The organism is Rubrivivax albus, assembly GCF_004016515.1.
Lineage (GTDB): Bacteria > Pseudomonadota > Gammaproteobacteria > Burkholderiales > Burkholderiaceae_C > Rubrivivax > Rubrivivax albus.
Window position 1 is genome coordinate 66,141 of record NZ_SACT01000010.1, and the last position, 25,045, is coordinate 91,185.

Annotated in this window: 19 protein-coding genes; 10 read left to right on the forward strand and 9 right to left on the reverse strand. The window is 70.8% G+C overall.

Features of this window, described 5'->3' with window-relative positions; genetic code table 11:
* The 4 genes from ENE75_RS22260 to ENE75_RS22275 are packed head-to-tail and all read right to left on the reverse strand — an operon-like array spanning position 1 to position 4,283.
* A complete protein-coding gene (locus ENE75_RS22260) occupies positions 1-1,206 on the reverse strand; it encodes an acetyl-CoA C-acetyltransferase (protein ID WP_128200831.1) in 1,206 nt (401 codons plus the stop codon).
* A 7-nt stretch (positions 1,207-1,213) separates the two neighbouring features.
* Positions 1,214-2,635 carry a coniferyl aldehyde dehydrogenase gene (locus tag ENE75_RS22265; protein WP_128200833.1) on the reverse strand — a complete coding sequence of 474 codons (1,422 nt, stop codon included), beginning with the start codon at positions 2,633-2,635 and terminating at the stop codon, positions 1,214-1,216.
* 20 nt (positions 2,636-2,655) lie between these two features.
* Positions 2,656-3,807, reverse strand: a complete 1,152-nt coding sequence (locus ENE75_RS22270) for an acyl-CoA dehydrogenase family protein (RefSeq protein WP_128200835.1) — start codon at positions 3,805-3,807, stop codon at positions 2,656-2,658.
* Positions 3,804-4,283 carry a MerR family transcriptional regulator gene (locus ENE75_RS22275; protein ID WP_128200837.1) on the reverse strand — a complete coding sequence of 160 codons (480 nt, stop codon included), beginning with the start codon at positions 4,281-4,283 and terminating at the stop codon, positions 3,804-3,806. Before ENE75_RS22275 ends, ENE75_RS22270 begins: the two co-directional genes overlap by 4 nt.
* Positions 4,284-4,381: 98 nt before the next feature.
* Between ENE75_RS22275 and ENE75_RS22280 the strand changes: the two genes are divergently transcribed.
* From ENE75_RS22280 to ENE75_RS22315, 8 genes are all read left to right on the forward strand, one after another.
* Positions 4,382-5,248 (forward strand): SDR family oxidoreductase, encoded by an 867-nt coding sequence (locus ENE75_RS22280; RefSeq protein ID WP_128200839.1) that lies wholly within the window; start codon positions 4,382-4,384, stop codon positions 5,246-5,248.
* 2 nt (positions 5,249-5,250) lie between these two features.
* Positions 5,251-6,861: an acyl-CoA carboxylase subunit beta gene (locus ENE75_RS22285; RefSeq protein WP_128200841.1), complete on the forward strand. Its 1,611-nt coding sequence runs from the start codon at positions 5,251-5,253 to the stop codon at positions 6,859-6,861.
* A gap of 92 nt (positions 6,862-6,953) precedes the next feature.
* Positions 6,954-8,111: an acyl-CoA dehydrogenase family protein gene (locus ENE75_RS22290; protein ID WP_128200843.1), complete on the forward strand. Its 1,158-nt coding sequence runs from the start codon at positions 6,954-6,956 to the stop codon at positions 8,109-8,111.
* Complete coding sequence (locus ENE75_RS22295) at positions 8,108-8,896, forward strand: enoyl-CoA hydratase/isomerase family protein (RefSeq protein WP_128200845.1); 789 nt, start codon at positions 8,108-8,110, stop codon at positions 8,894-8,896. The genes ENE75_RS22290 and ENE75_RS22295 overlap by 4 nt, the downstream gene beginning before the upstream one ends.
* Positions 8,893-10,743: an acetyl/propionyl/methylcrotonyl-CoA carboxylase subunit alpha gene (locus tag ENE75_RS22300; RefSeq protein WP_128200847.1), complete on the forward strand. Its 1,851-nt coding sequence runs from the start codon at positions 8,893-8,895 to the stop codon at positions 10,741-10,743. The genes ENE75_RS22295 and ENE75_RS22300 overlap by 4 nt, the downstream gene beginning before the upstream one ends.
* The gene (locus ENE75_RS22305; RefSeq protein ID WP_128200849.1) at positions 10,740-11,612 is read left to right on the forward strand and encodes a beta-keto acid cleavage family enzyme; all 873 of its coding nucleotides are present in this window, start codon (positions 10,740-10,742) and stop codon (positions 11,610-11,612) included. Before ENE75_RS22300 ends, ENE75_RS22305 begins: the two co-directional genes overlap by 4 nt.
* A 10-nt stretch (positions 11,613-11,622) precedes the next feature.
* Positions 11,623-12,111, forward strand: a complete 489-nt coding sequence (locus ENE75_RS22310) for a thioesterase family protein (RefSeq protein WP_128200851.1) — start codon at positions 11,623-11,625, stop codon at positions 12,109-12,111.
* Positions 12,112-12,206: 95 nt separating this feature from the next.
* Positions 12,207-13,313 (forward strand): S1C family serine protease, encoded by a 1,107-nt coding sequence (locus ENE75_RS22315; RefSeq protein ID WP_128200852.1) that lies wholly within the window; start codon positions 12,207-12,209, stop codon positions 13,311-13,313.
* Between the two features lie 19 nt (positions 13,314-13,332).
* Here the strand turns inward: ENE75_RS22315 and ENE75_RS22320 are convergent, their stop codons facing one another.
* The 5 genes from ENE75_RS22320 to ENE75_RS22340 form a co-directional block, all read right to left on the reverse strand.
* The gene (locus tag ENE75_RS22320) at positions 13,333-14,295 is read right to left on the reverse strand and encodes a glucokinase (protein WP_128200854.1); all 963 of its coding nucleotides are present in this window, start codon (positions 14,293-14,295) and stop codon (positions 13,333-13,335) included.
* A gap of 10 nt (positions 14,296-14,305) precedes the next feature.
* Positions 14,306-15,454: a hypothetical protein gene (locus tag ENE75_RS22325; protein WP_158289052.1), complete on the reverse strand. Its 1,149-nt coding sequence runs from the start codon at positions 15,452-15,454 to the stop codon at positions 14,306-14,308.
* A gap of 1 nt (position 15,455) precedes the next feature.
* Positions 15,456-17,087, reverse strand: a complete 1,632-nt coding sequence (locus ENE75_RS22330) for a hypothetical protein (RefSeq protein WP_128200857.1) — start codon at positions 17,085-17,087, stop codon at positions 15,456-15,458.
* A 79-nt stretch (positions 17,088-17,166) separates the two neighbouring features.
* Positions 17,167-19,248: an Ig-like domain-containing protein gene (locus ENE75_RS22335; protein ID WP_128200859.1), complete on the reverse strand. Its 2,082-nt coding sequence runs from the start codon at positions 19,246-19,248 to the stop codon at positions 17,167-17,169.
* A 152-nt stretch (positions 19,249-19,400) separates the two neighbouring features.
* The gene (locus ENE75_RS22340; protein WP_128200861.1) at positions 19,401-21,695 is read right to left on the reverse strand and encodes a glycosyl hydrolase; all 2,295 of its coding nucleotides are present in this window, start codon (positions 21,693-21,695) and stop codon (positions 19,401-19,403) included.
* Positions 21,696-21,898: 203 nt separating this feature from the next.
* Here ENE75_RS22340 and ENE75_RS22345 point away from each other — a divergent pair, with 203 nt between their 5' ends.
* Both ENE75_RS22345 and ENE75_RS22350 read left to right on the forward strand, forming a co-directional pair.
* Positions 21,899-23,272 carry a porin family protein gene (locus tag ENE75_RS22345; RefSeq protein ID WP_158289053.1) on the forward strand — a complete coding sequence of 458 codons (1,374 nt, stop codon included), beginning with the start codon at positions 21,899-21,901 and terminating at the stop codon, positions 23,270-23,272.
* 10 nt (positions 23,273-23,282) lie between these two features.
* Positions 23,283-25,028, forward strand: coding sequence for a glycoside hydrolase family 17 protein (locus tag ENE75_RS22350; protein ID WP_128200865.1), 1,746 nt, complete (start codon positions 23,283-23,285; stop codon positions 25,026-25,028).
* Positions 25,029-25,045 lie beyond the last annotated feature (17 nt).

A 25,045-nucleotide genomic window follows, 5' to 3' on the forward strand; every position in this document is an offset into this window, starting at 1 on the left:
TCAGACCCTCTCGATGATCGTCGCGATGCCCATGCCGCCGCCGACGCACAGCGTGGCCAGGCCTGTGTTCAGGTCACGGCGCTCCAGCTCGTCGAGCAGGGTGCCGAGGATGATGCAGCCGGTGGCGCCCAGCGGGTGGCCCATGGCGATGGCGCCGCCGTTGACGTTGACGCGGTCCATCTCCACGCCCAGGTCGCGCGCGGTCTTCATGGGCACCACGGCGAAGGCCTCGTTGACTTCGTAGAGGTCGATGTCCTTCGGCGCCATGCCCGCCTTGGCCAGTGCCTTGCGGCATGCCGGCGTGGGGCCGGTGAGCATGATGGTCGGCTCGCTGCCGATCACCGCCGCGGCGCGGATGCGCGCGCGCGGCTTCAGGCCTGCCTTGCGGCCGCCCTCCTCCGAGCCGACCAGCATCAGCGCCGCGCCATCGACGATGCCGCTGCTGTTGCCCGCATGGTGCACATGTCGGATCTGCTCGACGGTGGTGTACTTGCGCAGCGCGGTGGCATCGAATCCCATCGCGCCCATCTGCGCGAACGAGGGCTTGAGCCCGGCCATCCCTTCGACGCTGGCGTCGGGGCGGATCGTCTCGTCTCGGTCGAGCAGCATCAGGCCGGCGATGTCGCGCACCGGCACCACGGCGCGGTCGAAGCGGCCCTCGGCGCGTGCTGCCGCGGCGCGCTGGTGCGAGCGCGCGGCGAAGGCGTCGACGTCGCCACGGTCCCAGCCTTCCAGCGTGGCGATCAGGTCGGCACCCACGCCCTGCGGCACGAAGCCCAGCTTCTGGTTCACGCGCGGGTCCATCACCCAGGCGCCGCCGTCGCTGCCCATGGCCCAGCGGCTCATGCTCTCCACGCCGCCGGCCACCACCAGGTCCTCCCAGCCGCTCAGCACCTTGGCCGCGGCCAGGTTCACGGATTCGAGCCCGCTGGCGCAGAAGCGGCTCTGCGTCACACCGGCCACCGTCTGCGCCCACTCGGCGTCGAGCACCGCGGTGCGTGCGATGTCAGCGCCCTGCTCGCCCACCGGCGTCACGCAGCCCAGCACCACGTCGTCCACGAGCGCGGTGTCCAGGTCCAGGCGCTGCTGCATCGCCTGCAGCAGCGTGCGCAGCAGCCACACCGGCGTGGCCTGGTGCAGCGAGCCGTCCTTCTTGCCCTTGCCGCGCGGTGTGCGCAGATGCTCGTAGATGTAGGCGTGGCTCATGGCAGTCTCATCGGATGAGGAATTTCAGGAGGGCGTCCATGCGGGCGCCATACGGCGGCCCGAAGAACTTCAGCGCAGACACCGGCGCCTGCTGGAACACCGGGCGCAGCTTGGAGAAGGTCTCGAAGCCCTCGCGCCCGTGGTACTGGCCCATGCCCGAGGGCCCGACGCCGCCGAAGGGCAGGTCGTGCTGTCCCACGTGCATCAGCGCGTCGTTGACCGACACGCCGCCGGACATCACGCGGTCCAGCACGCGCTGGATCACGGCCTTGTCGTGGCTGAAAGGGTAGACGGCCAGAGGCCGGTCACCGGCATTCACGGCGGTGATCACCTCGTCGAGCGTGCGGTAGCCGCGCAGCGGCAGGATCGGCCCGAAGATCTCGCGCCGCATCAGCTCGCAGTCGGCCGGCGCCTCCAGCACCAGGTGCGGCGCGATCTTGCGTGTGGCGGTGTCGAAGGCCGGCCCGGGCAGCAGGGGCACGATGCGCGCGCCCTTCTCGCGCGCCTCGTCGAGCGCACCGAGCAGGCGCTGGAACGAGCGCACGTCGATGATCGACGTGTAGTCCGGCGAATCCAACGACGGGAACATGCGCGGCACCAGTTGCTGCGCCAGCCGCACGAAGTCCTCCAGCTTGCCCTGCGGCACCCAGGCGTGGTCCACCGTCGTGCAGATCTGGCCGGCGTTGAGGCATTTGACGAACAGGATGCGCTCGGCCGCGGTGGCCAGCGGGAAGTCGTCGGCGACGATGGCCGGCGACTTGCCGCCGAGTTCCAGCGTCACCGGGCACAGGTTCTTCGCCGCCGCGGCCATCACCAGGCGGCCGGTGGTGCCGCTGCCGGTGAACAGCAGGTGGTCGAAGGGCAGCTGCGAGAAGGCCACGCCCACGCCGCCGGTCTCGTCGAAGAACTGCAGCTTCTCCGGCGGAAAGTACTGTGGGCTCTTCTCGATCAGCAGCGCCGCCAGGCGCCGCGAGTTCTCGCTCATCTTCACCATGGCGCGGTTGCCGGCGGCGAAGATGGCGCTCAGCGGCACGAAGCTCAGGTTGATGGGGAAGTTCCAGGGCACGATGGCACCGACCACGCCCAGCGGCTGCGGGATGACGCGGTTCTTCGCCAGCGGGAAGCTGATCCAGTCGGCATGGCGCCGCTGCGGCTTCATCCAGCGCTTCAGGTGCTTGAGCGTGTGCTTGATGCCGTCGACGGCCGGCACAAGCTCGGCCAGGCGCGTCTCGTGCGGCGAGCGGTGGCCGTAGTCGGCGCTGATGGCCGCCTCGATGGCGGCCTGGTTCTCGAGCAGGAAGGCGCGCAGGCGCTTCAGGTCGTCCACGCGTTCGGCATAGGTCGGCACCGGGTGGGCGTGGTAAGCGGCGCGCTGCAGCGCCAGCGCGGACTGCAGGCGTTCGGTCAAGGGAAGGTCGGTGGGATTCATCGTGTCACCTCACATGTCGCTCACATGGAGCGCGAGGCCAGCTCCTTCATGATCTCGTTGGTGCCGCCATAGATGCGCTGCACGCGGGCGTCGACGAAGAGCTCGGCGATCGGGTACTCCATCATGTACCCGTAACCACCGAAGAGCTGCAGGCATTCATCCATCACCCGACCCTGCTGCTCGGACACCCAGGCCTTGGCAAGCGCGGCACGCGCAGCGTCGAGCTCGCCCTTCAGGTGCGCCACCATGCAGGCGTCGACGAAGGCACGCGCGGCCAGCACCGTGGCCTGCACCTCGGCCAGCTTGAAGCGGGTGTTCTGGAAGTCCCAGATCGGGCGCCCGAAGGCCTTGCGCTCCTTGGCGTAGCGCACGGTTTCCTCCAGCGCACGCTCCATCGCGCCGATGCCCTGGACGGCGATGATCAGGCGCTCCTGCGGCAGTTGCTGCATCAGCTGGAAGAAGCCCTGTCCTTCGGCCTCGCCCAGCAGGTTGGCGGCCGGCACGCGCACGTCGTCGAAGAAGAGCTCCGAGGTGTCCTGCGACTTGAGTCCGATCTTGTCGAGCTGGCGGCCACGGCGGAAACCGGGCGACCGCTCGGTCTCCACCAGCAGCAGTGACACCCCTTTGGCGCCCTCGCCGCCGGTGCGCGCGACCACGATCACCAGGTTTGCGTTCTGGCCGTTGGTGATGAAGGTCTTGGCGCCGTTGAGCACGTAGTGGTCGCCATCTCGCCGTGCCGTGGTGCGGATCGCCTGCAGGTCGCTGCCGGTGCCCGGCTCGGTCATCGCGATGGCGCCGATCAGCTCGGCGCTGCACAGGCGCGGCAGGAAGCGCCGCTTCTGCGACTCGGTGCCGTAGTGCAGCAGGTAGGGCGCGACGATGGCCGAGTGCAGCCCGCCGCCCCAGCCGGAGCAGTTGGCGCGCGACTGCTCGAGCAGGATCACCGCCTCGTGGCTGAAGTCACCGCTACCGCCACCGTACTCGGCCGGCGTGGACACGCACAACAGGCCATTGGCCGCGGCGTCACGCCAGGCCTCGGGCGGCATGCGGCCGGTCTCGCGGAACTCGGCGGCGCGTGGCACCCAGCGTTCGGCGATGTAGCGCGCCACGCTGTCGGCCAGCGCGTGGTGCTCCTCGGTCATCCAGGGCGACGGCAGCAGCGGCAGGGTCATGTGGGCTTCTCCATCCTCGCGAGCTGCGTGCGCACCTCGGTGTTGATCAGCCGCAACTCGGCCAGCGTGGCGTCGATGGCGGCGCGCCTGGCCTCGAGCTCGGCGATCGACACGTCGGTGCGTTCGCGCACCCACTGCAGCTGCTGCTGCCGTCCCTCGCCGTGCGTGCCGTAGAGGTCCAGGTAGTGCCGGATCTCCTCCAGCGTGGCACCGATGGCCTTGCTCCGCAGGATCAGCGCCAGACGCGCGCGGTCTCGCCGGGTGTAGACCCGTGCACCGTTGACGCGGCGCGGACTGAGCAGCCCCTTGTCCTCGTAGAAGCGGATGGTGCGCAGCGTGATGCCGAATTCCGAGCACAGCTCGGTGATGCCGAACAACTGGCCGGCGTCTTCGGCGCGATGCGAGGCGATCACCGCCTGCGCCTGGCTGGCCGAACGTGCCGTGCGCCGGCGCCCGGGGGCCTGAACGGAATCCATGCAGCCATCGTAGCGGCCGCCCCTTCCCGGGCTGCTCGGGCAATCCCCTAGACGGAATCTGGTTGACGTTAACGTCACCCTCGCTTTCAATCGCCGGCATGACTTCGGGCTACCGCAGCGTCTTCCGTCCAGGGTTGTTCAGCGGCCAGGTGCACTGGATCACCGGCGGCGGCAGCGGCATCGGCCGCTGCGTGGCGCACGAGCTGGCGTCGCTGGGGGCCATGGTGGTCATCAGCGGCCGCACTCAGGACAAGCTCGACCGCGTGGCTGCCGAGATCCGCGAAGACGGCGGCCACGTCGACACCCGCGCCCTCGACATCCGTGACGAGGACGCGGTCAAGACGGCCGTGGCCTCGGTGGTGCAGGCCCATGGCCCCATCAGAGGCCTGGTCAACAACGCCGGTGGCCAGTTTCCGGCGCCGATGGCCGCCATCAGCAGGAAGGGCTTCGACGCCGTGGTGGCCAACAACCTCACCGGCGGCTTCCTGATGATGCGCGAGGTCTTCAACCAGGCCATGGCGCAGCACGGCGGTGCCATCGTCAACATGACGGCCGACTTCCGCAACGGCATGCCCGGCATGGCGCACAGCGGTGCCGCACGCGCCGGCATGAGCAACCTCACGCAGACGGCGGCCTATGAATGGGCGCACGCCGGGGTGCGCGTGAATGCGGTGGCCCCGGGCTGGATCGCCAGTTCCGGCATGGACACCTATGGCGGGGCGATGAAGGCGCTGATCCCGCGCCTGAAGGAGCACGTGCCGCTGCGACGCATGGGCGTGGAGGCAGAGGTGTCCGCCGCCATCGTGTTCCTGCTGTCGCCGGCGGCGGCCTTCATCAGCGGCGTGACACTGCAGATCGACGGTGCCGCTTCCCTGGGCAGCGAGATCTTCCCCATCCCGGCCACGTCGCGCTCGGTGCCCTTCGATGGCTTCCACCGTGCGGTGACCCCCGAGGTGCTGAAGTAGCCATGCCGATCCTGGCCTCCCGGCTCGATCCTGCCACGCCCGACTTCGCCGCCAACGCCGCGCGCATGCGCGAGCGGCTGGCCGAGGTGCAGCGGCTGCAGGCGGCCGTGGTGGCCGAGTCGGCCAGCAAACGCGCGCGCTTCGAACAGCGCGGGCAGCTGCTGCCGCGCGAGCGCGTGGCGCGGCTGCTCGACCGTGACAGCCCCTTTCTGGAACTCAGCTCCCTGGCCGGCCTGGGCATGCACGACGACGACGGGCAGGACAGCGTGCTTGGCGGCGGCAGCATCGTCGGCATCGGCAGCGTCGCGGGCAAGCGCGTGCTGGTCTCGGCCAGCGACAGCGGCATCAAGGGCGGCACCGTGCCGCCGATGGGCCTGAAGAAGGCGCTGCGAGCGCAGGAACTGGCCCTGGAAAACAAGCTGCCATTGGTGCACCTGGTGGAGTCCGGCGGCGCCAACCTGCTCTACCAGGCCGAGATCTTCGTCGACGGCGGGCGCACGTTCGCCAACCAGGCGCGGCTGTCGGCCGCCGGCATCCCGCAGATCGCGGTGGTGCACGGCGCCTCCACCGCGGGTGGTGCCTACCTGCCGGGCCTGAGCGACTACGTGGTGCTGGTGCGCGGCCGCAGCAGCATCTACCTGGCTGGGCCGCCGCTGGTGAAGGCCGCCATCGGCGAGGAGGCCGACGAGGAGACGCTGGGCGGCGCGGAGATGCACGCCGGCGTCACCGGTCTGGGCGAGTACCTGGCCGAGGACGACGGCCATGCCATCGCGCTGGCCCGCGATCTGCTGGACAAGCTGCCCTGGGACGTGATGCCGCCACCCGCGCCCAGCGTCGGGCCGCGCTACGCGGCAGAGGAACTGCTGGGCGTGGTGCCCGCCGACGAGCGCACGCCCTACGACGTGCGCGAGGTCATCGCCCGGCTGGTGGACAGCTCCGACTTCCTGGATTTCAAGGCCAGCTACGGCGCGGACACCGTCTGCGGCCATGCCCGCCTGCACGGCCATGCCGTGGGCCTCATCGGCAACAACGGCCCCATCCAGCCGCAGGGCTCCACCAAGGCAGCCCAGTTCATCCAGCTGTGCGACCAGAGTGGCACGCCGCTGGTCTTCCTGCAGAACACCACCGGCTACATGGTCGGCGCGGCGGCCGAACAGGCCGGCGCCATCAAGCATGGCAGCAAGATGATCCAGGCCGTGGCCAATGCGCGGGTACCCAAGTTCACCATCGTGCTCGGCGGCAGCTTCGGCGCCGGCAACTACGGCATGTGCGGACGCGGCTTCGACCCGCGCTTCATCTTCGCCTGGCCCACCGCGCGCACCGCGGTGATGGGCGGCGCACAGGCGGCGATGGTGATGGACATCGTCAATCGCGCCAAGCTGCAGCGCGCCGGCCAGCCGGTGGACGACGCTGCCCTGGCGAAGATGAGCGACGGCCTGCGCCGCCGGCTGGACGCCGAGAGCGGCGCACTGTTCGGCACCGCCCGGCTGTGGGACGACGGGATCATCGACCCGCGCGACACGCGCCGCGTCCTCGGCCTGTGCCTGGACCTCGCGGCCGAAGCTGCGCGGCGCACGCTGCGGCCGAACACCTTCGGCGTTGCCCGGATGTAGGAGGAGAAAAAACATGAAGCCCCCAAGCTCACTTCTTTCGCTGCCCCCCGTGGGGGCTGTCAGTACCTTCGGAACGGCCGGGCGGTACTGACATGGAATTCACCCCCGAACACCGGCAGCTCGACGAGACCGTCACCCGCTTCATCGAGAAGGAGGTCAACCCCTTCGTCGACGACTGGGAGAAGGCCGAGGAGTTTCCCAGCCACGCCGTGTTCAAGAAGCTGGGCGACCTGGGCCTGCTGGGCCTGAAGTACCCGGTGGCCTACGGCGGCTCGGAGCTCGACTTCAGCTACTCGATGGTGATGGCCGAGGCCCTGGGCAGCTGTGCCTGCGGTGGCGTGCCCATGGCCATCGGCGTGCAGACCGACATGGCCACGCCGGCGCTGGCCCGCTTCGGCAGCGACGAACTGCGCGAACAGTGGCTCAGGCCCACGATCGCCGGCGACATGGTGGCCTGCCTGGGCGTCAGCGAGCCCGGTGCGGGGTCGGACGTGTCCGCCGCGAAGACCACGGCCCGCACGGAAGGCGGCGACTACATCATCAACGGCAGCAAGATGTGGATCACCAACGGCCTGAAGGCCGACTGGTGCTGCCTGCTGGCCAACACCGACGACGGCCCGGCCCACCGCAACAAGAGCCTGATCGTGCTGCCGATGGACGCCGCCGGCATCACCAGGCAGAAGATCCAGAAGATAGGCATGCACAGCAGCGACACCGCGCTGCTGTACTTCGACAACGTGCGCGTCCCACGTCGGAACCTCATCGGGCAGGAAGGCCAGGGCTTCACCTACCAGATGCTGCAGTTCCAGGAGGAACGGCTGTGGGGCGCGGCGGCCAACCTGCGCGCGCTCGACCGGCTGATCGACCTCACCATCGACTACACCCGCGAGCGCAAGGCCTTCGGCCAGAGCATCCTCGACAACCAGGTGGTGCACTTCCGCCTGGCCGAGCTGCGCACCGAGGTCGAGGCGCTGCGCGCGCTGACCTATCGCGCCGTCGAGATGTACGTGGGCGGCCAGGACGTGACCAGGCTCGCGTCGATGGCCAAGCTCAAGGCCGGGCGGCTGTCGCGCGAGGTGGCCGACGGCTGCCTGCAGTACTGGGGCGGCATGGGCTTCACGGCCGACAACCCGGTCTCGCGCGCCTACCGCGATGGGCGGCTCAACAGCATCGGCGGCGGCGCCGACGAGGTGATGCTGGGCATCATCTGCAAGCTCGAGGACACGTTGCCCGGGCGAAAGCGGTCATGAGCGATGTCCTTGTCCGGCAGGACGGCCCGGTCCTGCACCTCACGCTCAACCGCCCGGCGCGGCGCAACCCGCTGTCGCTGGCCATGGTGCTGGCGTTGCGGGAAGCCCTGGCCGCCGCCGAGGCCGACGGCAACACCCGCGTGGTGGTGCTGCGTGGCGCCGGCGGTCACTTCTGTGCCGGCGGCGACATCGCCGACATGGCCGCGGCACGCGCCCGCGCGGCCGACGATCCCGACGTGGTCGTGCGCCTGAGTGCGGCCTTCGGCGAGCTGTGCCTGGCCTTTGCGCGCACGCCGCTGGCCACCATCGGCGTGCTCGAGGGCACGGTGATGGGCGGCGGCTTCGGTCTGGCCTGCGTGGTGGACGTGGCCTTGGCCGGCGAGAGCGTGGATCTGCGGCTGTCGGAGACCTCGCTCGGCCTGCCACCAGCGCAGATCGAACCCTTCCTGCTCGAGCGCCTGGGCTACGGCGAGACCAAGCGGCTGGTGGTCACCGGCGCGCGCATCGGCGCCGACGAAGCGCTGCGGCTGCGACTGGTGCACGAGGTGCACGCCGACGGCATGCTCGACGCCGCGCTGCAGCGCGTGCTGGCCGACATCCTGCGCTGCGCCCCCGGAGCGCTTGCGACGAGCAAGGCGCTGCTGGCGCGCGCGCGGCTGCGCGAGCCGGCGCAGCTGATCCCCGAGGCCGCCCAGGCCTTTTCCGACGCGGTGCTGGGCGACGAGGGCACCGAAGGCACCAACGCCTTCCTGCAGAAGCGGCCGCCCCGCTGGGCGCCACCATGAGCTTCGCGACGGTGCTCATCGCCAACCGCGGCGAGATCGCCTGCCGGGTGATCCGCACCGCGCACCGGCTGGGCTACCGCACAGTGGCGGTGTTCAGCGCGCACGACGCCGGCGCACCGCACGTGCAGCAGGCCGACGCGGCGGTGGCGGTGCCGGGCTACCTCGACATCGCGGCCCTGCTCGACGCCGCCCGCCGCAGCGGCGCCGACGCCGTGCACCCGGGCTACGGCTTCCTGTCCGAGCGCGCCGACTTCGCCGAGGCCTGCGCCGCCGCCGGCCTGGTGTTCATCGGCCCGCCGGCCGACGCCATCCGCGCCATGGGCGACAAGGCCCGGGCCAAGCGCCGCATGCTGGACGCCGGCGTGCCCTGCGCCCCCGGCTACCTGGGCGAGGCGCAGGACTTCGACACCCTGCGTGCCGAGGCCGTGCGCCTGGGCCTGCCGCTGCTGGTCAAGGCCACGGCCGGCGGTGGCGGGCGCGGCATGCGCCTGGTGCGCGTCATGAGCGAGCTCGACGAGGCGCTGGCCGGCGCGCGCCGTGAAGCCGAAACCGCGTTCGGCGACGGCACGCTGATGCTCGAACGCCTGATCGACGACGGCCGCCACATCGAGGTGCAGGTCTTCGCCGACACGCACGGCACCGTGGTCCACCTGGGAGAGCGCGACTGCAGCGCGCAGCGCCGACGGCAGAAAGTGATCGAGGAAGCGCCCTCGCCCGCCGTCACGCCGGCGATGCGCGAGGCCCTGGGCCGCGACGCCGTGGCCGCGGCGCGCGCCGTCGGCTACGTGGGGGCCGGCACGGTGGAATTCATCGTCGACGCCGAAGGGCACCACCACTTCCTGGAGATGAACACGCGGCTGCAGGTGGAGCACCCGGTGACCGAGTGCGTCACCGGCCTGGACCTGGTGGAGTGGCAACTGCGCGTAGCCGCCGGCGAGCCGCTGCCGCCGTACGCGCTGCAGATGCAGGGCCACGCCATCGAGGCCCGCCTCTACGCCGAGGACCCGGCCCAGGACTGGCGCCCGCAGACCGGGCGCGTGCTGCATTGGCGGCCTGCGACAGCTGGCATCCGCATCGACCACGGCCTGGCCGAGGGGGCGGAGGTCACGCCGCACTACGACCCCATGGTCGCCAAGCTCATCGCCCATGGCCGCGACCGGCCAGACGCCATCCGCCGCCTGCGCCGCGCGCTGGCCGACGCGCCGCTGCTGGGCCTGACCACCAACGCCGGCTTCCTGCGCGACCTGCTGGCGCATCCCGACTTCACCGCCGGCGACATGACCACGGCGCGCCTGGACGCCTGGGCCGACGACGACGCCCCGATCCTGCAGCCCGTGCCGTCGCCCGAGGACCTGTGGCGCGTGGCGGCGGCCGTGCTGGGCGGCGATCAACGCGCGCTCGACCTGCACCTGCAGTGCGCCGACGCGCAGCGCACGCTGCGCGTGCCGGCAGACGGCGTGAATGTCCTGGCTTTCGCCGACCACCGGCTGACGGTGGACATCGACGGCGTGCAGCGCCACTTCCATGCCGTGCGCGACGGCGACGCGCTGCACCTGGCCCATGACGGACGCGTGTACGTCTTCCGCGAGCGCTCCGCCTGGCCCGGCCGCGACGAGCGCCCCGACCCTGCCCATGTGCGGTCGCCTGTGGCCGGCACCCTGGTGGCGCTGAAGGTGGCCGTGGGCGACCCCGTGGTGGCCGGCCAACCGCTGGCCTGCGTGGAGGCGATGAAGATGGAGATGTGGCTGCCGGCGGGTGCCGCCGGCACCGTGGCCGCCGTGCACCGCCAGCCGCGCACCGCGGTGGCCGCGGGCGACCTGCTGATCGAACTGGACATCCAAGCATGAGCGACAAGGCCATCCTCACCTGCGCGCTGACCGGCGTGCTGACCGACCCGCAGCAGCACCCGGTGCCGGTGACGCCGGCGCAGATGGCGGCCGAGGCGCGCGACGCCTACAACGCCGGCGCCAGCGTGATGCACGTGCACCTGCGTCGCCAGGAACCGGGCCAGGGCCACCGCCCGAGCTGGGACCCCGACGTGGCCGAAGCCGTGGTCGACGCCATCCGCGCGGCGTGCCCCGGCGTGGTCATCAACCTCACGACGGGCGTCGTGGGCCCGGACATCAGCGGCCCGGTGGCCTGCCTGCGCCGCGTGAAGCCCGAGGCGGCTGCCTGCAATGCCGGCAGCCTGAACTACCTCAAGCTCAAGGCCGACGGCACCTGGGCCTGGCCGCCGATGGTCTTCGACAACCCGGTGGAGAAAGTCGGGGCGATGCTCGACGTGATGAACGAGCTGCACATCCACCCGGAGTTCGAGTGCTTCGACGTGGGCATCGTGCGCAGCGTCGGCATGTACCTGCAGGCCGGCATGTTCAGCGGCGTGCCCGAACTGAACTTCGTGATGGGCGTGGCCAGCGGCATGCCCTGCGACGCCGACCTGCTGGCCCTGCTGCCACGCTGGCTGCCGCCGGGTGCGGTGTGGCAGAGCACGCTGATCGGCCGCGCCGAGATCTGGCCGGTGCATCAGCGCACCGCCGAACTCGGCGGCATGCTGCGCACCGGGCTCGAGGACAGCTTCTACCTGCCGGGTGGCGATCGCGCCCCCGGGAACGGCGCGATGATCGAGGCGCTGGCCCGGTGCGCACGGAACGCCGGCCGTGCCGTGGCCACGCCGGCCGAGACGCGCAAGATGCTGGGCCTGCGCGCTGCGGCATGATCACGCCCCCATGAAGGACACCGCCAGCGAACGCCGCAGCGCCGAGGAGCAGGCGCGCTTCGAGCAGCTGCTCACGCACATGTTCGAGCACAGCATCAGCTTCAACGAGGTGCTGGGCATGAAGGTCGAATCCGTGGCCGCCGGCGGCGTGCGCGTGCGCGTCCCGATGCGGCGTGAGCTCGTCGGCCACTTCAGCACCGGCCGGCTGCACGGCGGTGCCATCTCGGCCACGCTGGACGCCCTGGGCGGGCTGGCGCTGATGGCCGAACTGGCCGAGCGCCATCCGACGGAGACCGCGGACCAGGTGATGCAGCGCTTCAGCCGCTTCGGCACCATCGACCTGCGCGTGGACTACCTTCGCCCCGGGCACGGCCGCCACTTCGTGGCCACGGCCGAGGTCACGCGCCTGGGTGGGCGCGTGGGCTCGGTGCAGACGCGCATGCACAACGACGAGGGCACGCTGATCGCGACCGGCTCCGCCGCCTACGTGGTGGCCTGAGCGCCGCGAACCGGTCGGGTTCTCAACCCGGCCTTGACATGCGCGAAACGATCCCGATCTAGCATCGGGTCGACCGTCTCTTCCCCGAACCACCGATGACCCTGCGCCCTTCCCGCACGCTCTGGGCCTTCGCCGCCGGCGCCGTGGCGGCGCTGCTGGCCTTCACCTTCCCCGCCGCGTCGCGCACCGACGCTCCGGCGCCACGCTCCGTCGCGCCCCGAGGCGTGCTGCTGCCCGACGAGCAGGCCACCATCGACCTGTTCAGGCGCCTGTCGCCATCCGTGGTGCACATCACCACGCTGGCGGCGCAGCGCGACTTCTTCTCCCTGAACGTGCAGCAGGTGCCGCGCGGCACCGGCACCGGCTTCGTCTGGGACACGGCGGGCCACGTCGTCACCAACTTCCACGTCATCCAGGGCGGCAACGCGGCGCGCGTGACCCTGGCCGACCAGAGCACCTGGGATGCAAAGTTGGTGGGCGCCTTCCCCGACCGTGACCTGGCCGTGTTGAAGATCGACGCGCCTGCCGACAAACTGCCGCCGATCCCGCTGGGCAGCAGCAAGGACCTGCAGGTGGGCCAGCGCGTGCTGGCCATCGGCAACCCCTTCGGCCTGGACCAGACACTGACCACCGGCGTCGTCAGCGCGCTCAACCGCGAGATCGAGAGCTTCAACAACCGCACGATCCGCGGCGTGGTGCAGACCGATGCCGCCATCAACCCCGGCAACTCCGGCGGCCCGCTGCTCGATTCCGCGGGCCGGCTGATCGGCGTGAACACGCAGATCGCCAGCCCCAGCGGCGCCAGCGCCGGCATCGGCTTCGCGATTCCCGCCGACGAGGTCAACCGCATCGTGCCGCGGCTGATCCGGGACGGCCGCATCGTGCGCCCGTCGCTGGGCATCACCGCCGGCCCACCGGGGCTCACGCGGGCGCTGCGCCTGCCGCCGGGCGTGACCATCATCGAGACGCAGCGCGGCAGCCCCGCCGCCCGCGCCGAGCTGCAACCCTTCCGCCGCGGGCGCGACGGTGGCATCGTGCTCGGCGACGTGATCACCGAAGTCGACGGCCAGCCGGTGACCGACCTCGATGACGTGTTGACCTTGCTGGAGGCGCGCCAGACCGGCGACACCGTGACCCTCACGCTGTGGAACGCCGGCAAGACGCGCCAGCAGCGCATGCGGCTGGCAGACGGCGGCAGCTGAGGCGACCGCCCCGGCGGTCTCAGCCGCCGAGGTCCAGCGCGCGCGACGCGCCCTGCAGCGCCGGCGGCTGCGGCGCCACGATCAGCCAGGTGGGGATCGCCGACAGGTAGCCGTTGAAGCGCCCCTTGGCCTCGAAGCGGGCGCGGAACGCCGAGTCGGCAAAGGCCGGTCCGAGCCGCGGCACGATGCCGCCGCCGATGTAGACACCGCCGCGCGCACCCAGCGTCAGCGCCAGGTTGCCGGCGACGCTGCCCAGGAAGCCGCAGAAGAGGTCGATGGCCGTGCGGCAGGCGGCGTCCTGCCCGCCCAGACCGCGCTGGATCACGTCCGCCGGCTCCAGCGGCTCCGCCGCCTGCTCGTCCAGCGCACTGACAGCCGCATACAGGTTCACCAGGCCGGCACCCGACAGGACGCGCTCGGCCGACACGTGGCCGAAGCGCTGGCGCAGCCGCGCGATCACGGCAGACTCGCGGTCGTCCACAGGCGCCAGCGTGGCATGGCCGCCCTCGCCGGTCACGGCGTGGCGCCCACCGGGCAGCAGGCCCGCCATGCCCAGCCCGGTGCCCGGCCCGATCACGGCGCAGGCGGCCTGCGGGTCGGCCCGGCCGCCGCCGATGGGCTGCAGCACACTGGCCTCCAGCGTGGGCAAGGCCAGCGCCAGCGCCTCGAAGTCATTGACCACGCACAGCCGCTGCAGGCCGAGCTCGTCGCGCAGGGCCCGGATGGAGAACCGCCAGTGGTGGTTCGTCATGCGGATCTCGTCGCCCGCCACCGGGTTGGCGATGCCGATGGCCGCGGCCGCGGGCGCCGGCAGGCGCCACTGGCCCAGGTAGTGGCGCACCGCGTCGGCCAGGCCGGCATGGTCGCCACAGCGTTCGATGCCGATGTGCTCGATGGCCGCTGCCGGGGCGGACTGCCAGCCGAAACGGGCGTGGGTGCCACCCACGTCGCCGAGCAGGCGCGGGAAGCCGGGTTGTTGCATGGTGGAAGCGTCAGAATTGGGCACGCAGCCCGGCGGTGAGCAGCGACAGGCGGCTGCCGAAGCGCCCGGCGGTGCTGCTGTTGTAGGTGACGGGCAGCTCGTTGAAGAACAGCCGTTCGCCCAGGTCGGCACGCAGGAAGAGCGCCCAGCCTGGCTGGAAGCGCCAACCCGCATCGAGCACGAGCTGGCGGTTGTGGGTGTAGGCCGAACGGCCGCGCTCGGCGACCACGTCGTCGACGCCGTCGCGCCGGATGCGGTGCCACAGGAAGCCGGCGGCCCAGGTCCAGGCCCCCGTCTCGCCCCGCAGGTTCACACCCCATTGCACGAACCGCCCCCGCCAGGCGATCTCGGCGGGCACGTCGACGCCGTAGCTACCGCTGCTGTCGAAGAACTGCTCGATCACGCCGCCCGGCGCATTGCAGGGCTCAGCCAGGGTGCCGAAGATGTCGTTGCCAGTGAACAGCAGGTCGTAGCTGCAGCCGTTGCGGCGGGTGGTGGCGGTGAGCCCGCCGTAGGACAGCCGGGTGTCGCCGACGCTGGCAAGCACCCCCAGTTCGAGTCCCGGCCGCAGCGTCCACGACGCGATGGCGTCGAGCTGCAGGGTGCGGTCCGCCGGGTCGCGGATGGTCACCGTGTCGAGCACGGCCCCGGGCACGCGCACCGGCGTCGTCGTCGCCGTCTCGCCGGCCCGGTGCCCCCAGGCCCCCAGCCGCAGCGCCATCGCCGGCAGACGGCTGCCCGCGGGCGGTTCGTGCCAGCGCCACTGGGCGGCGAGTTGCCAGCCGAGGTAGCGGTAGCGGTCGACGCCGTCGTCGAGTTCGCGCTGCGCCAGCGTGCCGGCGAGCCACCAGCCCGGCGCGGGTGCCCAGCCGCCGCTCAGGTGGGCCGCGCGGTAGTCACCGCGGGCGGCGCGGGCCGCCAGTTCGGGATCGTCCTCGGGGTCGGAGAAGTCGATGTGGCGGTTGACGAAGGACAGGCCCGCCTCGAGCTGCGCCGCCGCGGCGGCCGAAGATGGCCCGGCCCGTTCCGGCCAGGCACCGAGCAGCGCGTCCAGCGGCGCGGCCGTGGCGCTGGCCACGGCCACGCTCAGCAGCGCGGGCCCCATGGCCCGCGCAACCGTCATGACCTGCGCCGCCGGCCAGCGAACGGGCCGGTGCACGTCAGTCGACCAGCGTGATCGTGCCCGTGAGCCCACGGCCCTCCACCGTCACGCTGGAAGTCACCGCACCAGCGCTGTTCAGGCCGGTCGGTACCGTCAGGCTCGCGGCCTCGAAGCGCGACCCGTCGGCATGCCGCAGGTCCAGCCCCGCCAGCACCAGCGACACCCGGTAGCTGCCGCGCAGCGCGTAGATGCCGGTGAAGTCGTTGCTGAGCTGGTTGATGGCGTAGTTGACGATGTTGCCCAGCGGGAAGCTGGTGACGTTGCCGCCGGTCTCGAAGCTGCCGGTGACGTTGCGAACGCCGTTGGCGAAGTCCACCACCGCCTTGCGGCGGCCGTCGGTGGACACGCCGTAGACGCGTGCCCGTGCCGTGCTGGGCACCGTCAGGCGCAGCACGTCGCCCACGCGGGCCACGTCCACGCCGTCGATCAGCGCCAGGATGCTGCCCTGGCCACCGGCGGTCGTCTCCTGCATCGACACCGCCGCGCTGAGCTTCTGCCCGGCCATCGGCGTGTAGTTCGCGGCCCGCGCCAGCGTGACCTCCAGCGTCAGCGGCTCGGCCAGCGGCCAGGGCACGCTGATGCCGTCGGCACTGGCAAAGGCGGCCAGGCTCAGCGCGGTGACGGCATTGCCGTTGACCAGGCGGAGGCTGTCGCCGGCAATCGCCAGATACGGGTCCACCAGTTCGACCAGCGTGGCCGCCAGCGCGGCGCTGCCGTCACCGGGCGCCGCCGACAGTTGCGCCGCGTTGGTGCGCACGAAGTCACCGACCACGGTGCTGCGCTGGGCGTCGGCCACCACGGCGGTCAGTTCGCTCGGCCCCGCGCCCAGGATGCGCTCGGCCTGCAGGGCCAGCGAGCCGGCCACCACCTGGGCCAGCGTGGCGGCGTTCACCGCCGGAGTCGGCGGAGCGATGCCGGCCACGGCCGACACGGCAGCCTGCACGATGGCGTCGACGACGCTGGGCGACACTGTCGTGCCGTTTCTCAGCACAGGGGGCGTACCCCCGTCGGCGGCGAGTTCAGCAGCAGCCGCCCGCGCAACGGCGGCATAGACGGCCCTTTGGGTGGCGGCATCGTCGACGCCGGCCAGTTCCAGCAGCACGCTGGCGGTGCCCTGCACGATCTGCTGCAGCGCCAGCGTGGCACGGTAGAGCTCGGGCTGCTGCAGCACGCCGTCGGTGGTGGCCGCCGGATCGGTGGTGGCCAGGCTGGTGTCGTCCGGCAGGCCCAGGGCCGCCAGCAGATCGGCCGCCGCCAGGCCTTCTGCCAGCAGCGTGGTCAGCGGCGACACCACGGTGGCGCCGGCAGGCGCCCTCAGAGTGCCGGTGAACGGCAGGCCGGTGTCGGCATTGGTGCCACCGGTGACGACCAGCGGCGCGTCGCAGGCGGGCGAGAAACCGAAGCGGCCGGCGGCGTCGGTGCCGGCACCGCGCTCGCCGGCGTCGGCCACCCCGTTGCCGTTGACGTCGCACAGCACGGTGGCGAACTGCAGGTAGCCGTCGACGGCCACGCCGCTGCTGCTGGTCACGGGGGGGGTGTCGGTCACAGGCGGCGAACCGCCGCCACCGCCGCAGGAGGCGAGCAGGCAGGCCGCCGCCGCGGCGGGGATCACGCGATAGAGGTGTGTCATGGTGAGGTCCTGGCGGGGTGGCGGTCGAAGGTCCGGCACGGACGGCACGATGGCCCAGGCCACCGCGCCGTCCACGCGCTCACTCGAAGCGGATGCCGCCCTTGATCACCAGCGTGGTCGGGTAGACGCCGGCGCCGTTGGCGGCCGACAGGTTGGCGCCGGTGTTCATGGTGCCATCGCTGACCGCTGCACCACCGCCGGCCGCCTGGAACGACACCTGCGACACCGGCTCGGAGGCCAGCACCGAGGTTGCGGTCAGGCCAGCCACACCGCAGTTCTGCACCACGGCGAACTCGCTGAGGTTCAGGGCGTAGGCCGCGGAATCGGCGGACGTGGGCGTGACGACCTTGCGCAGCTGGATGTGGCAGGGGTTGCCGTTGACCGTGTACAGCTTGCCCATGTCGAACTGGACCATGAAGTTGTTCGTCGTCGTGCCGTACCACTCCGGGTTCGGGTTGAAGTTGAACTTGATCTGTGTCTGGCCGTTCAACTGCATCCCCGGGGTGTCCGCGGAGGCACTCAGGCCGCCGGTGACACCCGGCGCCTGCACATAGATGCCGGCGTACAGGGCCGAGGCCGGGGTCGGCGTCTGGTAGTAGTAGAAGAAGTACGAGTCCGCCGCCGCGACGTTCGGCGACACGTCGCCACCGCCACCGCAGTTCTCGGGGGCACCGTTACAGCCGAAGTTGTCGAGGTTGCTGCCGCTGAAACCGCCGTACTCGCCGCCCTCCACCGTGCGGGCACCGCCGGCGAAGCCCGACGAGAAGACCAGCGGGCCCGCGCCGCCACCGCCGCCACCCGCTGCGGCCAGCAGCGTGATGGTGTCGAAGTAGTAAGCCTGCCCCGGAGGCGCGTCCACCGTGCCCAGGTTGGGCAGCAGCACGATCTTGTTGTAGGTCTTGCTGACGTCCAGCCCGCTGAAGGTCCAGGTCAGCGTCTGCCAGCCCTGCACCACCGTCTCGTTGGCCTGCGTGTCGCCGGAGTTGGCCCCGTCGGGCCCCTCGAGCTTCAGCACCATCGGGATGCCGGCGGTGGGCGAGTAGACCTCGGCCGAGATCGTGCGACGATCGGCCGCCACCGGCACCGTGGTCTCGATGATCCCCAGCGCATAGACCTGCCCACCCGAGCGCAGCACCTTGAAGCTGTTGCCGCTGCCGCCACCGGCAGGACCAGCCTCGATCGCACTGCCTTCGGCGCCCTCGAAACCCGCGACCGGGGGCGACACGTCCTCGAAGTTCGCGATCACCGTGCCTTCGGCCACCGGCGGTGCGGCAGCGTCGAGCAGCGTGATGGCATCGAAGAAGTAGGCCTGTCCGGGTGGCGCGTCGACCGTACCCAGGTTGGGCAGCAGCACGATCTTGTTGTAGGTCTTGCTGACGTCGGTGCCGGTGAAGGTCCAGGTCAGGGTCTGCCAGCCCTGCACCACCGTCTCGTTGGCCTGCACGTCGCCGGAGTTGGCTCCGTCCGGGCCCTCGATCTTCAGGACCATGGGGATGCCGGCGGTCGGCGAGTACACCTGGGCGGAGATGGTGCGCCGCGTGTCGCTCACCGGCACGGCGGTCTCGATGATGCCCAGCGCGTAAACCTGGCCGCCCGAGCGCAGCACCTTGAAGCTGTTGCCGCTGCCGCCACCGGCGGGCCCGGCCTCCACGGCGCTACCTTCGGCACCCTCGAAGCCGGCCACCGGAGGCGAGACGTCGTCGAAGTTCGCCAGCACCGTGCCACCGGACGGCGGCGCCGTCTGGGTGTCGAAGGCCTGGGTGGCGGTGGCCTCGGCCACGTTGTCGTTGTTGGCCAGATCGCGGAACTTGGCCGCGGCCACGCTCACGCTGATCGTGCCGGCGGTGTCGGCCGGGGGCGTCACGGCCAGGGTGTAGACGGTGTCGCTGACCTTGGTCAGCGTGCCGGCCGTGCCGCCGGTGACGAGCACGTCCTCGGCGACGAAGCTCTCGCCGACGTCCTCGCTGAAGGTGAAGGTGAAGGTGACCACACCACCGGCGGTGGCGGCCGAGACGTCGTCGGTGATGGCGACGGTCGGCGGCACGGTGTCCGGCGGCGGATCGACGTCGCCGCCACCGCAGGCCGCAACGAGGGCCGCCACCGCCAGTGCAGCGGCGCTGCGGGTCAGGGCGCGGGAAGAAACGCGAGGTGACGTGTGCATGGTGGTTCGTCCTGTCGGTGTAGAGCTGGCGCGGCGGGCGCCATCCATCGAGATGCCGGCGGCCTGTCTCCAGCCGGCGTGAAGCAATCTGAAAGCGCTTTCATGCAGCATATCAATGTCTCGCCGCATGGATGTTCTGGATTACCCGAGTCTCAGCGGGCGGCCGGCGCCGAAGACACCAGTTCGCCGGGCGGCACGCTCAGAGACTTGCCGTCGCTGAAGCGCACCGTGATGGGCGCGCGGCTGGCGTTGTAGGCCAAGTGGGTGCGCGTGCCATCTGGATTGCGGAACACGGCGTAGAAGGTGCTGTCCGCGGTGACGCTGAAGTCCGGCGTACCCATCTGCTGCAGGCTGAGCATCCAGTGCAGCGTGTGCGTGCGCGTCTCGCCCAGTTCCACCGCACCCCAGCGCTCCCAGCCGGCCAGGGCCTTGGCCGGGTCGGCCAGGGCCAGGTACTTGCCGAAGATGTCGCCCCAGATGTCCTTGGGCAGGCGGCCGTAGTTCTTGCCGCGGCCCAGCCAGGTGGCCACGTCGGACTCCAGCGTGCCCAGGTTCTTGGCGATGTACTCCGGGTAGCGGCCCAGGTAGGCCGAGGCCGTGGTCACCGGCAGCAGGTTGATGCCCTTGATCTGCCGCGGCTCGTCGGTCCACCAGGTGTTGTGGGCGTACTTGCCGCTGAAGAGCATGCTGGTCTCCACGTGCTTGTACTCGGGCGGGAAGACGAGGCCATGGATGTCGAACCAGTAGTGCTGGATGGCCTCGGTCTCGGTCGTGTACATCCAGATGCCCAGGTCGCGCAGCGCCGTGTCGCCGTGCAGCTCGCCCCACAGGATCAGGCCGGCCCAGGCGTTGATGGCCTCCGACGAGCTTTCCTGGTTGTTGCCCCAGGGGCCCAGGCCGATGCCCGACGCCCACGAGTGGCCCTCGTAGGGGTCGAAGTTGCGAAGGAACGGGAAGTCGCTGCCGCCCCGCTCGGTGCCGGCGATGTCGCGCACCAGCAGGTCCACCAGGCCACCCCAGCGGTCCTTGGCCGCCCAGGCCGGGTCGCGCAGGCCGATCTCGGCGATGGCGCGGATCCAGTAGCCGTAGTGGAAGTGGTGGTCGTTCATCTGCACGACGCTGAAGTACTCCTCCGGGTAGCCCAGCAGCGTGCCCAGGGTCTTGTCGTGCACGAAGTAGGTCTTGCGGCTCTCGCCGGAGAACCATTCCTCGACACGCTCCTTGAGCCGCTCGAGCAGGGCGTCGCGCGCGGCCATGTCGCCCTGCGCCTCGGCCACGTCCATCAGCTTGACCAGGCGCTGCAGCCCCTTGCCCTGCCAGTAGGGCCCCTCGCCTTCCACCAGCAGCAGGCGGCGCGCGTCACGCACGTCCTTCTTCATCACGTCGGCCAGCGTGTCGCTGAACTTCGACGGGCCGACCGCAGGCCAGCGCGGCACGAAGCTGGCGTAGGTGGCGGTGGTGGTGAACTCGGGGGCGGCGAGCAGGTGCAGCTTGCCGCGGATGGTGTCGTAGGCTGGACCCAGACGGCCAGCCACGCTGGCGTTTCGGAACCAGTGGTGCGGGTACAAGCCGAGCAGCGGCGTGGCCTGGCTGCCCTCCATGGCCTTCGTCTTCGCGCTGAAGCGCGTCTCGACACGGCTGGCCGCCGGGTCGTAGCGCCAGTCGACGCGGGTCTCCTCCAGGAACGCCCAGGCGTGCTCGGTCAGCAGCTTCAGCGACGCCGGCGTCGCATCCGGCAAGGCCGCCACAGCGGCATGGCTGGCGCCAGCCGGCATGCGCGCCACCCACACGGTGTCGGACGTGCGCTCCCAGCGGGCGCCGCTCGGGCCGAACAGGGCATAGGCCCGCGGGCCGACCTTCAGCGCCAGCACCCGCGGGTCCCGCCCGTCGTCCAGCCGCTCGCCGGCGGCGGGCAGCGTCACCCTCAGGTCGCCGCGCGTCAGGCGCAGCTGCGCGTACGGGCTGCCATGGGCCACGGTCACGCGCATGTCGTCGGCGCCGCGTGCGAACGAGATGTCGATCGACCAGTCGTTGGCCTTGGCCAGCTTGGCTTGCCCCGGCTCGAAGGCCACGGGCGCGATCAGCAGCGGGTCGGCGTGCGGGTAGTGCACCTCCACGTCCAGCCGCTCGCTCGGGACGATGGTCTTCACCGGCAGCGAGAACTCCAGGCCGGCCTTGACCGTGCGCACGCTGACCGGGATCGCATAGATGGGGTCCGGCGTCTCGTTGAAGATGAGCGTGCTGTACCACTGGTTGGTCTGTGCTGCCGTCTTCAGCAGGGCCTCGGTGCGGAACGGCGCCGCCGGCGGGCGGGCCTCGCTGCCCTTGGGCGCCAGGAAGTAGGTGGCAGCACCCAGCTTGACGGGCTGCGCCTGGGCGGACAGACCCAGCGCCAGGGCGGCGGCACCCACCCAGGGCGCCAGGCGGCGGAGGCTCGACCAGATCATGCGCGGACTCCTTGCAATCGCGACAACGTGCGAAGATTCTGCATGAAAGCGCTTTCACAACAACATCTGGTTTACCCGGATCCGCCGTCAGGCCGGGTCGAAATCGCGCAACCAAGGGTAATCACGCAGGCCCATGGCGTTGACGTTGACGGGCCGGGGGAACTATCCTTTGAAAGCGCTTTCACGCTGTCAAGGCTGAACCCATGCACGTACGCTCTCTCCCCCCGGCCTCCTCGCCCCTCACCCGGCCCTGCCAGGCTGCGCCGCGCCGGCCCTCGCCGCGCACCGGCGCTTCGCTCAGGCGCCTGGCCGTCGTCGTCGCGGCGGCTGCCGCCTGTTTCCCGGCCGCGGCCGTGGACATCGGCCCCTTCTTCACCCTGACCGGCTTTGCCAAGGCGGAAATGGTGCGGGGCAGCAACGTCTGCGACGAGTGCCAGAAGGAACCGAACGAGAACCGCCAGCGCGAGTGGGCCGACCCGCTCGTCTACGGCAAGGCCTACGGCAGCGACACCAGCACCACTGTGCTGTTTCAGCCCTACCTGGGCATGCAGGTCGACCTGCCCAACGGCTTCAAGGCCGTGGGCCTGCTGAGCCAGCGCTGGCGCGACGGCAAGGTCGACATCGAGGGCGCGATCTACGAACGCAACATCGGCGTCCGCCACGAGGAGTACGGCACGCTGTCGATCGGTGCGATGACCAGCCGCAGCTGGGCGGTGGCCGACTTCCCCTACGCCTCGGACTTCGGCATCAGCGACGCCTGGGCGTCCAGCGGTGCCGGCTACGCCCTGCTGGGCCATGCCCTGCGCTACACCTCCCGCATCATGGACGTGATGGACGGTGACCTCGTGCTCGAGGCCACCTACGACACCGGCCCCAGCGGCTGGGACCGGAACGACCCCTGGATGCTGGAGTTCTGGGGCAAGTACACCCGCGGCGGGCTGATGATCGACGCCTCGGTGCAGGTCTCGCGCAACGGTCAGCCGGTGTCCTGGGGCCATGCGCCCTTCTTCGGCCTGACCACCAACCCGGCCGACGACGACATCCTTGGTGGCTCGTCGCAGGGCATCTTCCAGCTGATGGCGCGCTACTACTTCACGCCAAAGATCGAGGCCACCGCCGGCGTGCGCTTCAACCGGTGGAGCGGCGCCTACGCGGTGCCCACCACCTTCGGCCGCGGCGGCCTGTGGAACAACATGTTCAACGTCGACTGGGGTGGCACCGACGCCAACGGCGTGCCCAACCCCGGCTACCCGGCGCGCACCACCGACCTGATGGCCGGCGTGCGCTACCTGCACGGCAAGTGGGCCTTCAACACCGGCATGGTCTACCTGGGCAAGGCCAGCACCGACAACCCCAGCGAGCGCGGCCAGAGCAACAGCGCGCTGATCAACACCGTGGGCGTGGACTACAACTTCGGCCACGGGATCCGGTTCTACGGCCTTGCCGGCATGGTGCACTACGACCGCAAGGGTCTGGCGCCGCTGTCCATGCCCAGCCACAACGCGTTCACCAACGTCGACCCGCGCGTCGCCACGCGCGGCAACTGGTTCGGCGTCGGCGCCGTCTTCACCTTCTGAGGCCCGAGTCATGATCTCCTGGATGTCCTCGATGGCGCTGCAGCACGGGCGCCGCCTTGCCGCCCTCCTGACGGCGGCCGTGCTCTCCCTCGTCGTCGCCGCCTGCGGCGGTGGTGGCTACCTCGACTCCCCGGTGTCGCTGACCGACCGCCGGGCCCTGCCGGCGGAGTTCACGTCGCGCACGGCCGCGGCCTACTCGCCCTACCGCACGGCGCTCAGCGAGGCCGACCTCGACGGCGAGGTCATCACCTACGCCAACGTGCTCCAGGACCTGCGCCTGGTGCAGGGTGCCGGTGTGGGCGTGATCCGCCTGTTCAGCAGCGCGCGCTTCGGCGAGCTGGTGCTGCGCGTGATCCGCGAGAACGGGCTCGACCTGAAGATGCAGCTCGGCGCCTACGTCTACAACCCGGTGGACGACGCCATGGAGGCGCAGAACCAGGCCGAGCTGGCCAGCCTGATCGACCTGTCCACCCGTTACAGCGACATCGTGCTCGCGGTCAGCGTCGGCAACGAGGCGATGGTGGACTTCTCCTTCCTGCAGATCCCGCCGGCGGTGATGGCGCGCTACATCAAGCAGGTCCGCGATGCCGTCACCCAGCCGGTGACGACCAACGACAACTGGTACTTCTGGGCCACCGCGCCCAACGCCGTGCTCGACGTGGTCGACTACGCCGCCGTGCACACCTACCCGCTGCTGGACACCTTCTACTCGCCCGACACCTGGGACTGGCGCCAGCGCGACGTGCCGGCCGACGAACGTGCCGACGCGATGATGGACGCCGCCGTGCAGAGCGCGAAGAACGAGATCGCGGCCGTGCGCAACTACCTCGATCGCATCGGCCTGAGCACCATGCCGATCGTCATCGGCGAGACCGGCTGGACCGCCATCGACTACAACGGCGACCCCACGCTGGGCTTCCGCGCCAGCCCGGTGAACCAGAAGATGTACTACGACCGGCTGGCCGCCTGGAAGGCCGAGCCGGCCGGCAACAAGCCGCCGGTGCAGATCTTCTACTTCCAGTCCTTCGACGAGCAATGGAAGAGCAGCGACGACGGCTGGGGCCTGTTCACGCGCGACCGCAAGGCCCGCTGCGTGGTGCAGGACATGAATCCGCCGAGCGCCGACTGGGTCTACGACACCTCGGTGTCCTGCGACCCGGCCACGGCGGTCTTCTTCGACCCGCCGACCCCGACCGACCCGCTGGCCGACACCGTCAGCCGCTGGGTGCTGTTCTCCGACGCCCCGGCCGCCACCGGCGACCTGATCGCCACGGATCGCAGCTTCAACCCGTTCGCCACCACCGTGGCGCCGCTCACCAGCGCCACCGCGGCCCCGGACGGCGGCAGCCAGAGCATCGCCATCACGGCCAACCCGCAGGTCTGGGGCTGGGGCTTCTTCCAGGCCGGCCCGGCGGTCAACATGACCGGCTTCGAGAACGGCCACGTCAACCTTTGGATCCGCACCAACGGCTACCCGGGCCGCATCGAGATCGGCGTCTGGACCGACACCGAGGAGCGCGAACAGGCCGAGGCCTACATCGCCATCGCGGCGGGCGACTACGGCTACTGCACCAACGACCAGTGGTGCCTGGTGTCGATCCCGGTGGCCGACTTCCTGGCGGCCAACCCTCGACTGGACCTGCGCTACGTCACCGCCGGCTTCGTGATCTCCGACATCTTCGACCGCACGGGCAAGGCGCAGGGCACGAGCGGGCTTCCGCTGGTCTATGTCGACGGCATGTCCTGGACGCGCTGACCCGGCCGCCTGGCGCG

Bases quoted from the DNA above. Each gene is read 5' to 3' on its own strand.
- ENE75_RS22285 (WP_128200841.1), top strand. From the start codon at position 5,251: ATGCCGATCCTGGCCTCCCGGCTCGATCCTGCCACGCCCGACTTCGCC.
- ENE75_RS22330 (WP_128200857.1), bottom strand. From the start codon at position 17,087: ATGACACACCTCTATCGCGTGATCCCCGCCGCGGCGGCGGCCTGCCTG.
- ENE75_RS22280 (WP_128200839.1), top strand. From the start codon at position 4,382: ATGACTTCGGGCTACCGCAGCGTCTTCCGTCCAGGGTTGTTCAGCGGC.
- ENE75_RS22320 (WP_128200854.1), bottom strand. From the start codon at position 14,295: ATGCAACAACCCGGCTTCCCGCGCCTGCTCGGCGACGTGGGTGGCACC.
- ENE75_RS22265 (WP_128200833.1), bottom strand. From the start codon at position 2,635: ATGAATCCCACCGACCTTCCCTTGACCGAACGCCTGCAGTCCGCGCTG.
- ENE75_RS22335 (WP_128200859.1), bottom strand. From the start codon at position 19,248: ATGCACACGTCACCTCGCGTTTCTTCCCGCGCCCTGACCCGCAGCGCC.
- ENE75_RS22270 (WP_128200835.1), bottom strand. From the start codon at position 3,807: ATGACCCTGCCGCTGCTGCCGTCGCCCTGGATGACCGAGGAGCACCAC.
- ENE75_RS22315 (WP_128200852.1), top strand. From the start codon at position 12,207: ATGACCCTGCGCCCTTCCCGCACGCTCTGGGCCTTCGCCGCCGGCGCC.
- ENE75_RS22295 (WP_128200845.1), top strand. From the start codon at position 8,108: ATGAGCGATGTCCTTGTCCGGCAGGACGGCCCGGTCCTGCACCTCACG.
- ENE75_RS22260 (WP_128200831.1), bottom strand. From the start codon at position 1,206: ATGAGCCACGCCTACATCTACGAGCATCTGCGCACACCGCGCGGCAAG.
- ENE75_RS22350 (WP_128200865.1), top strand. From the start codon at position 23,283: ATGATCTCCTGGATGTCCTCGATGGCGCTGCAGCACGGGCGCCGCCTT.
- ENE75_RS22310 (WP_128200851.1), top strand. From the start codon at position 11,623: ATGAAGGACACCGCCAGCGAACGCCGCAGCGCCGAGGAGCAGGCGCGC.
- ENE75_RS22290 (WP_128200843.1), top strand. From the start codon at position 6,954: ATGGAATTCACCCCCGAACACCGGCAGCTCGACGAGACCGTCACCCGC.
- ENE75_RS22345 (WP_158289053.1), top strand. From the start codon at position 21,899: ATGCACGTACGCTCTCTCCCCCCGGCCTCCTCGCCCCTCACCCGGCCC.
- ENE75_RS22300 (WP_128200847.1), top strand. From the start codon at position 8,893: ATGAGCTTCGCGACGGTGCTCATCGCCAACCGCGGCGAGATCGCCTGC.
- ENE75_RS22275 (WP_128200837.1), bottom strand. From the start codon at position 4,283: ATGGATTCCGTTCAGGCCCCCGGGCGCCGGCGCACGGCACGTTCGGCC.
- ENE75_RS22340 (WP_128200861.1), bottom strand. From the start codon at position 21,695: ATGATCTGGTCGAGCCTCCGCCGCCTGGCGCCCTGGGTGGGTGCCGCC.
- ENE75_RS22305 (WP_128200849.1), top strand. From the start codon at position 10,740: ATGAGCGACAAGGCCATCCTCACCTGCGCGCTGACCGGCGTGCTGACC.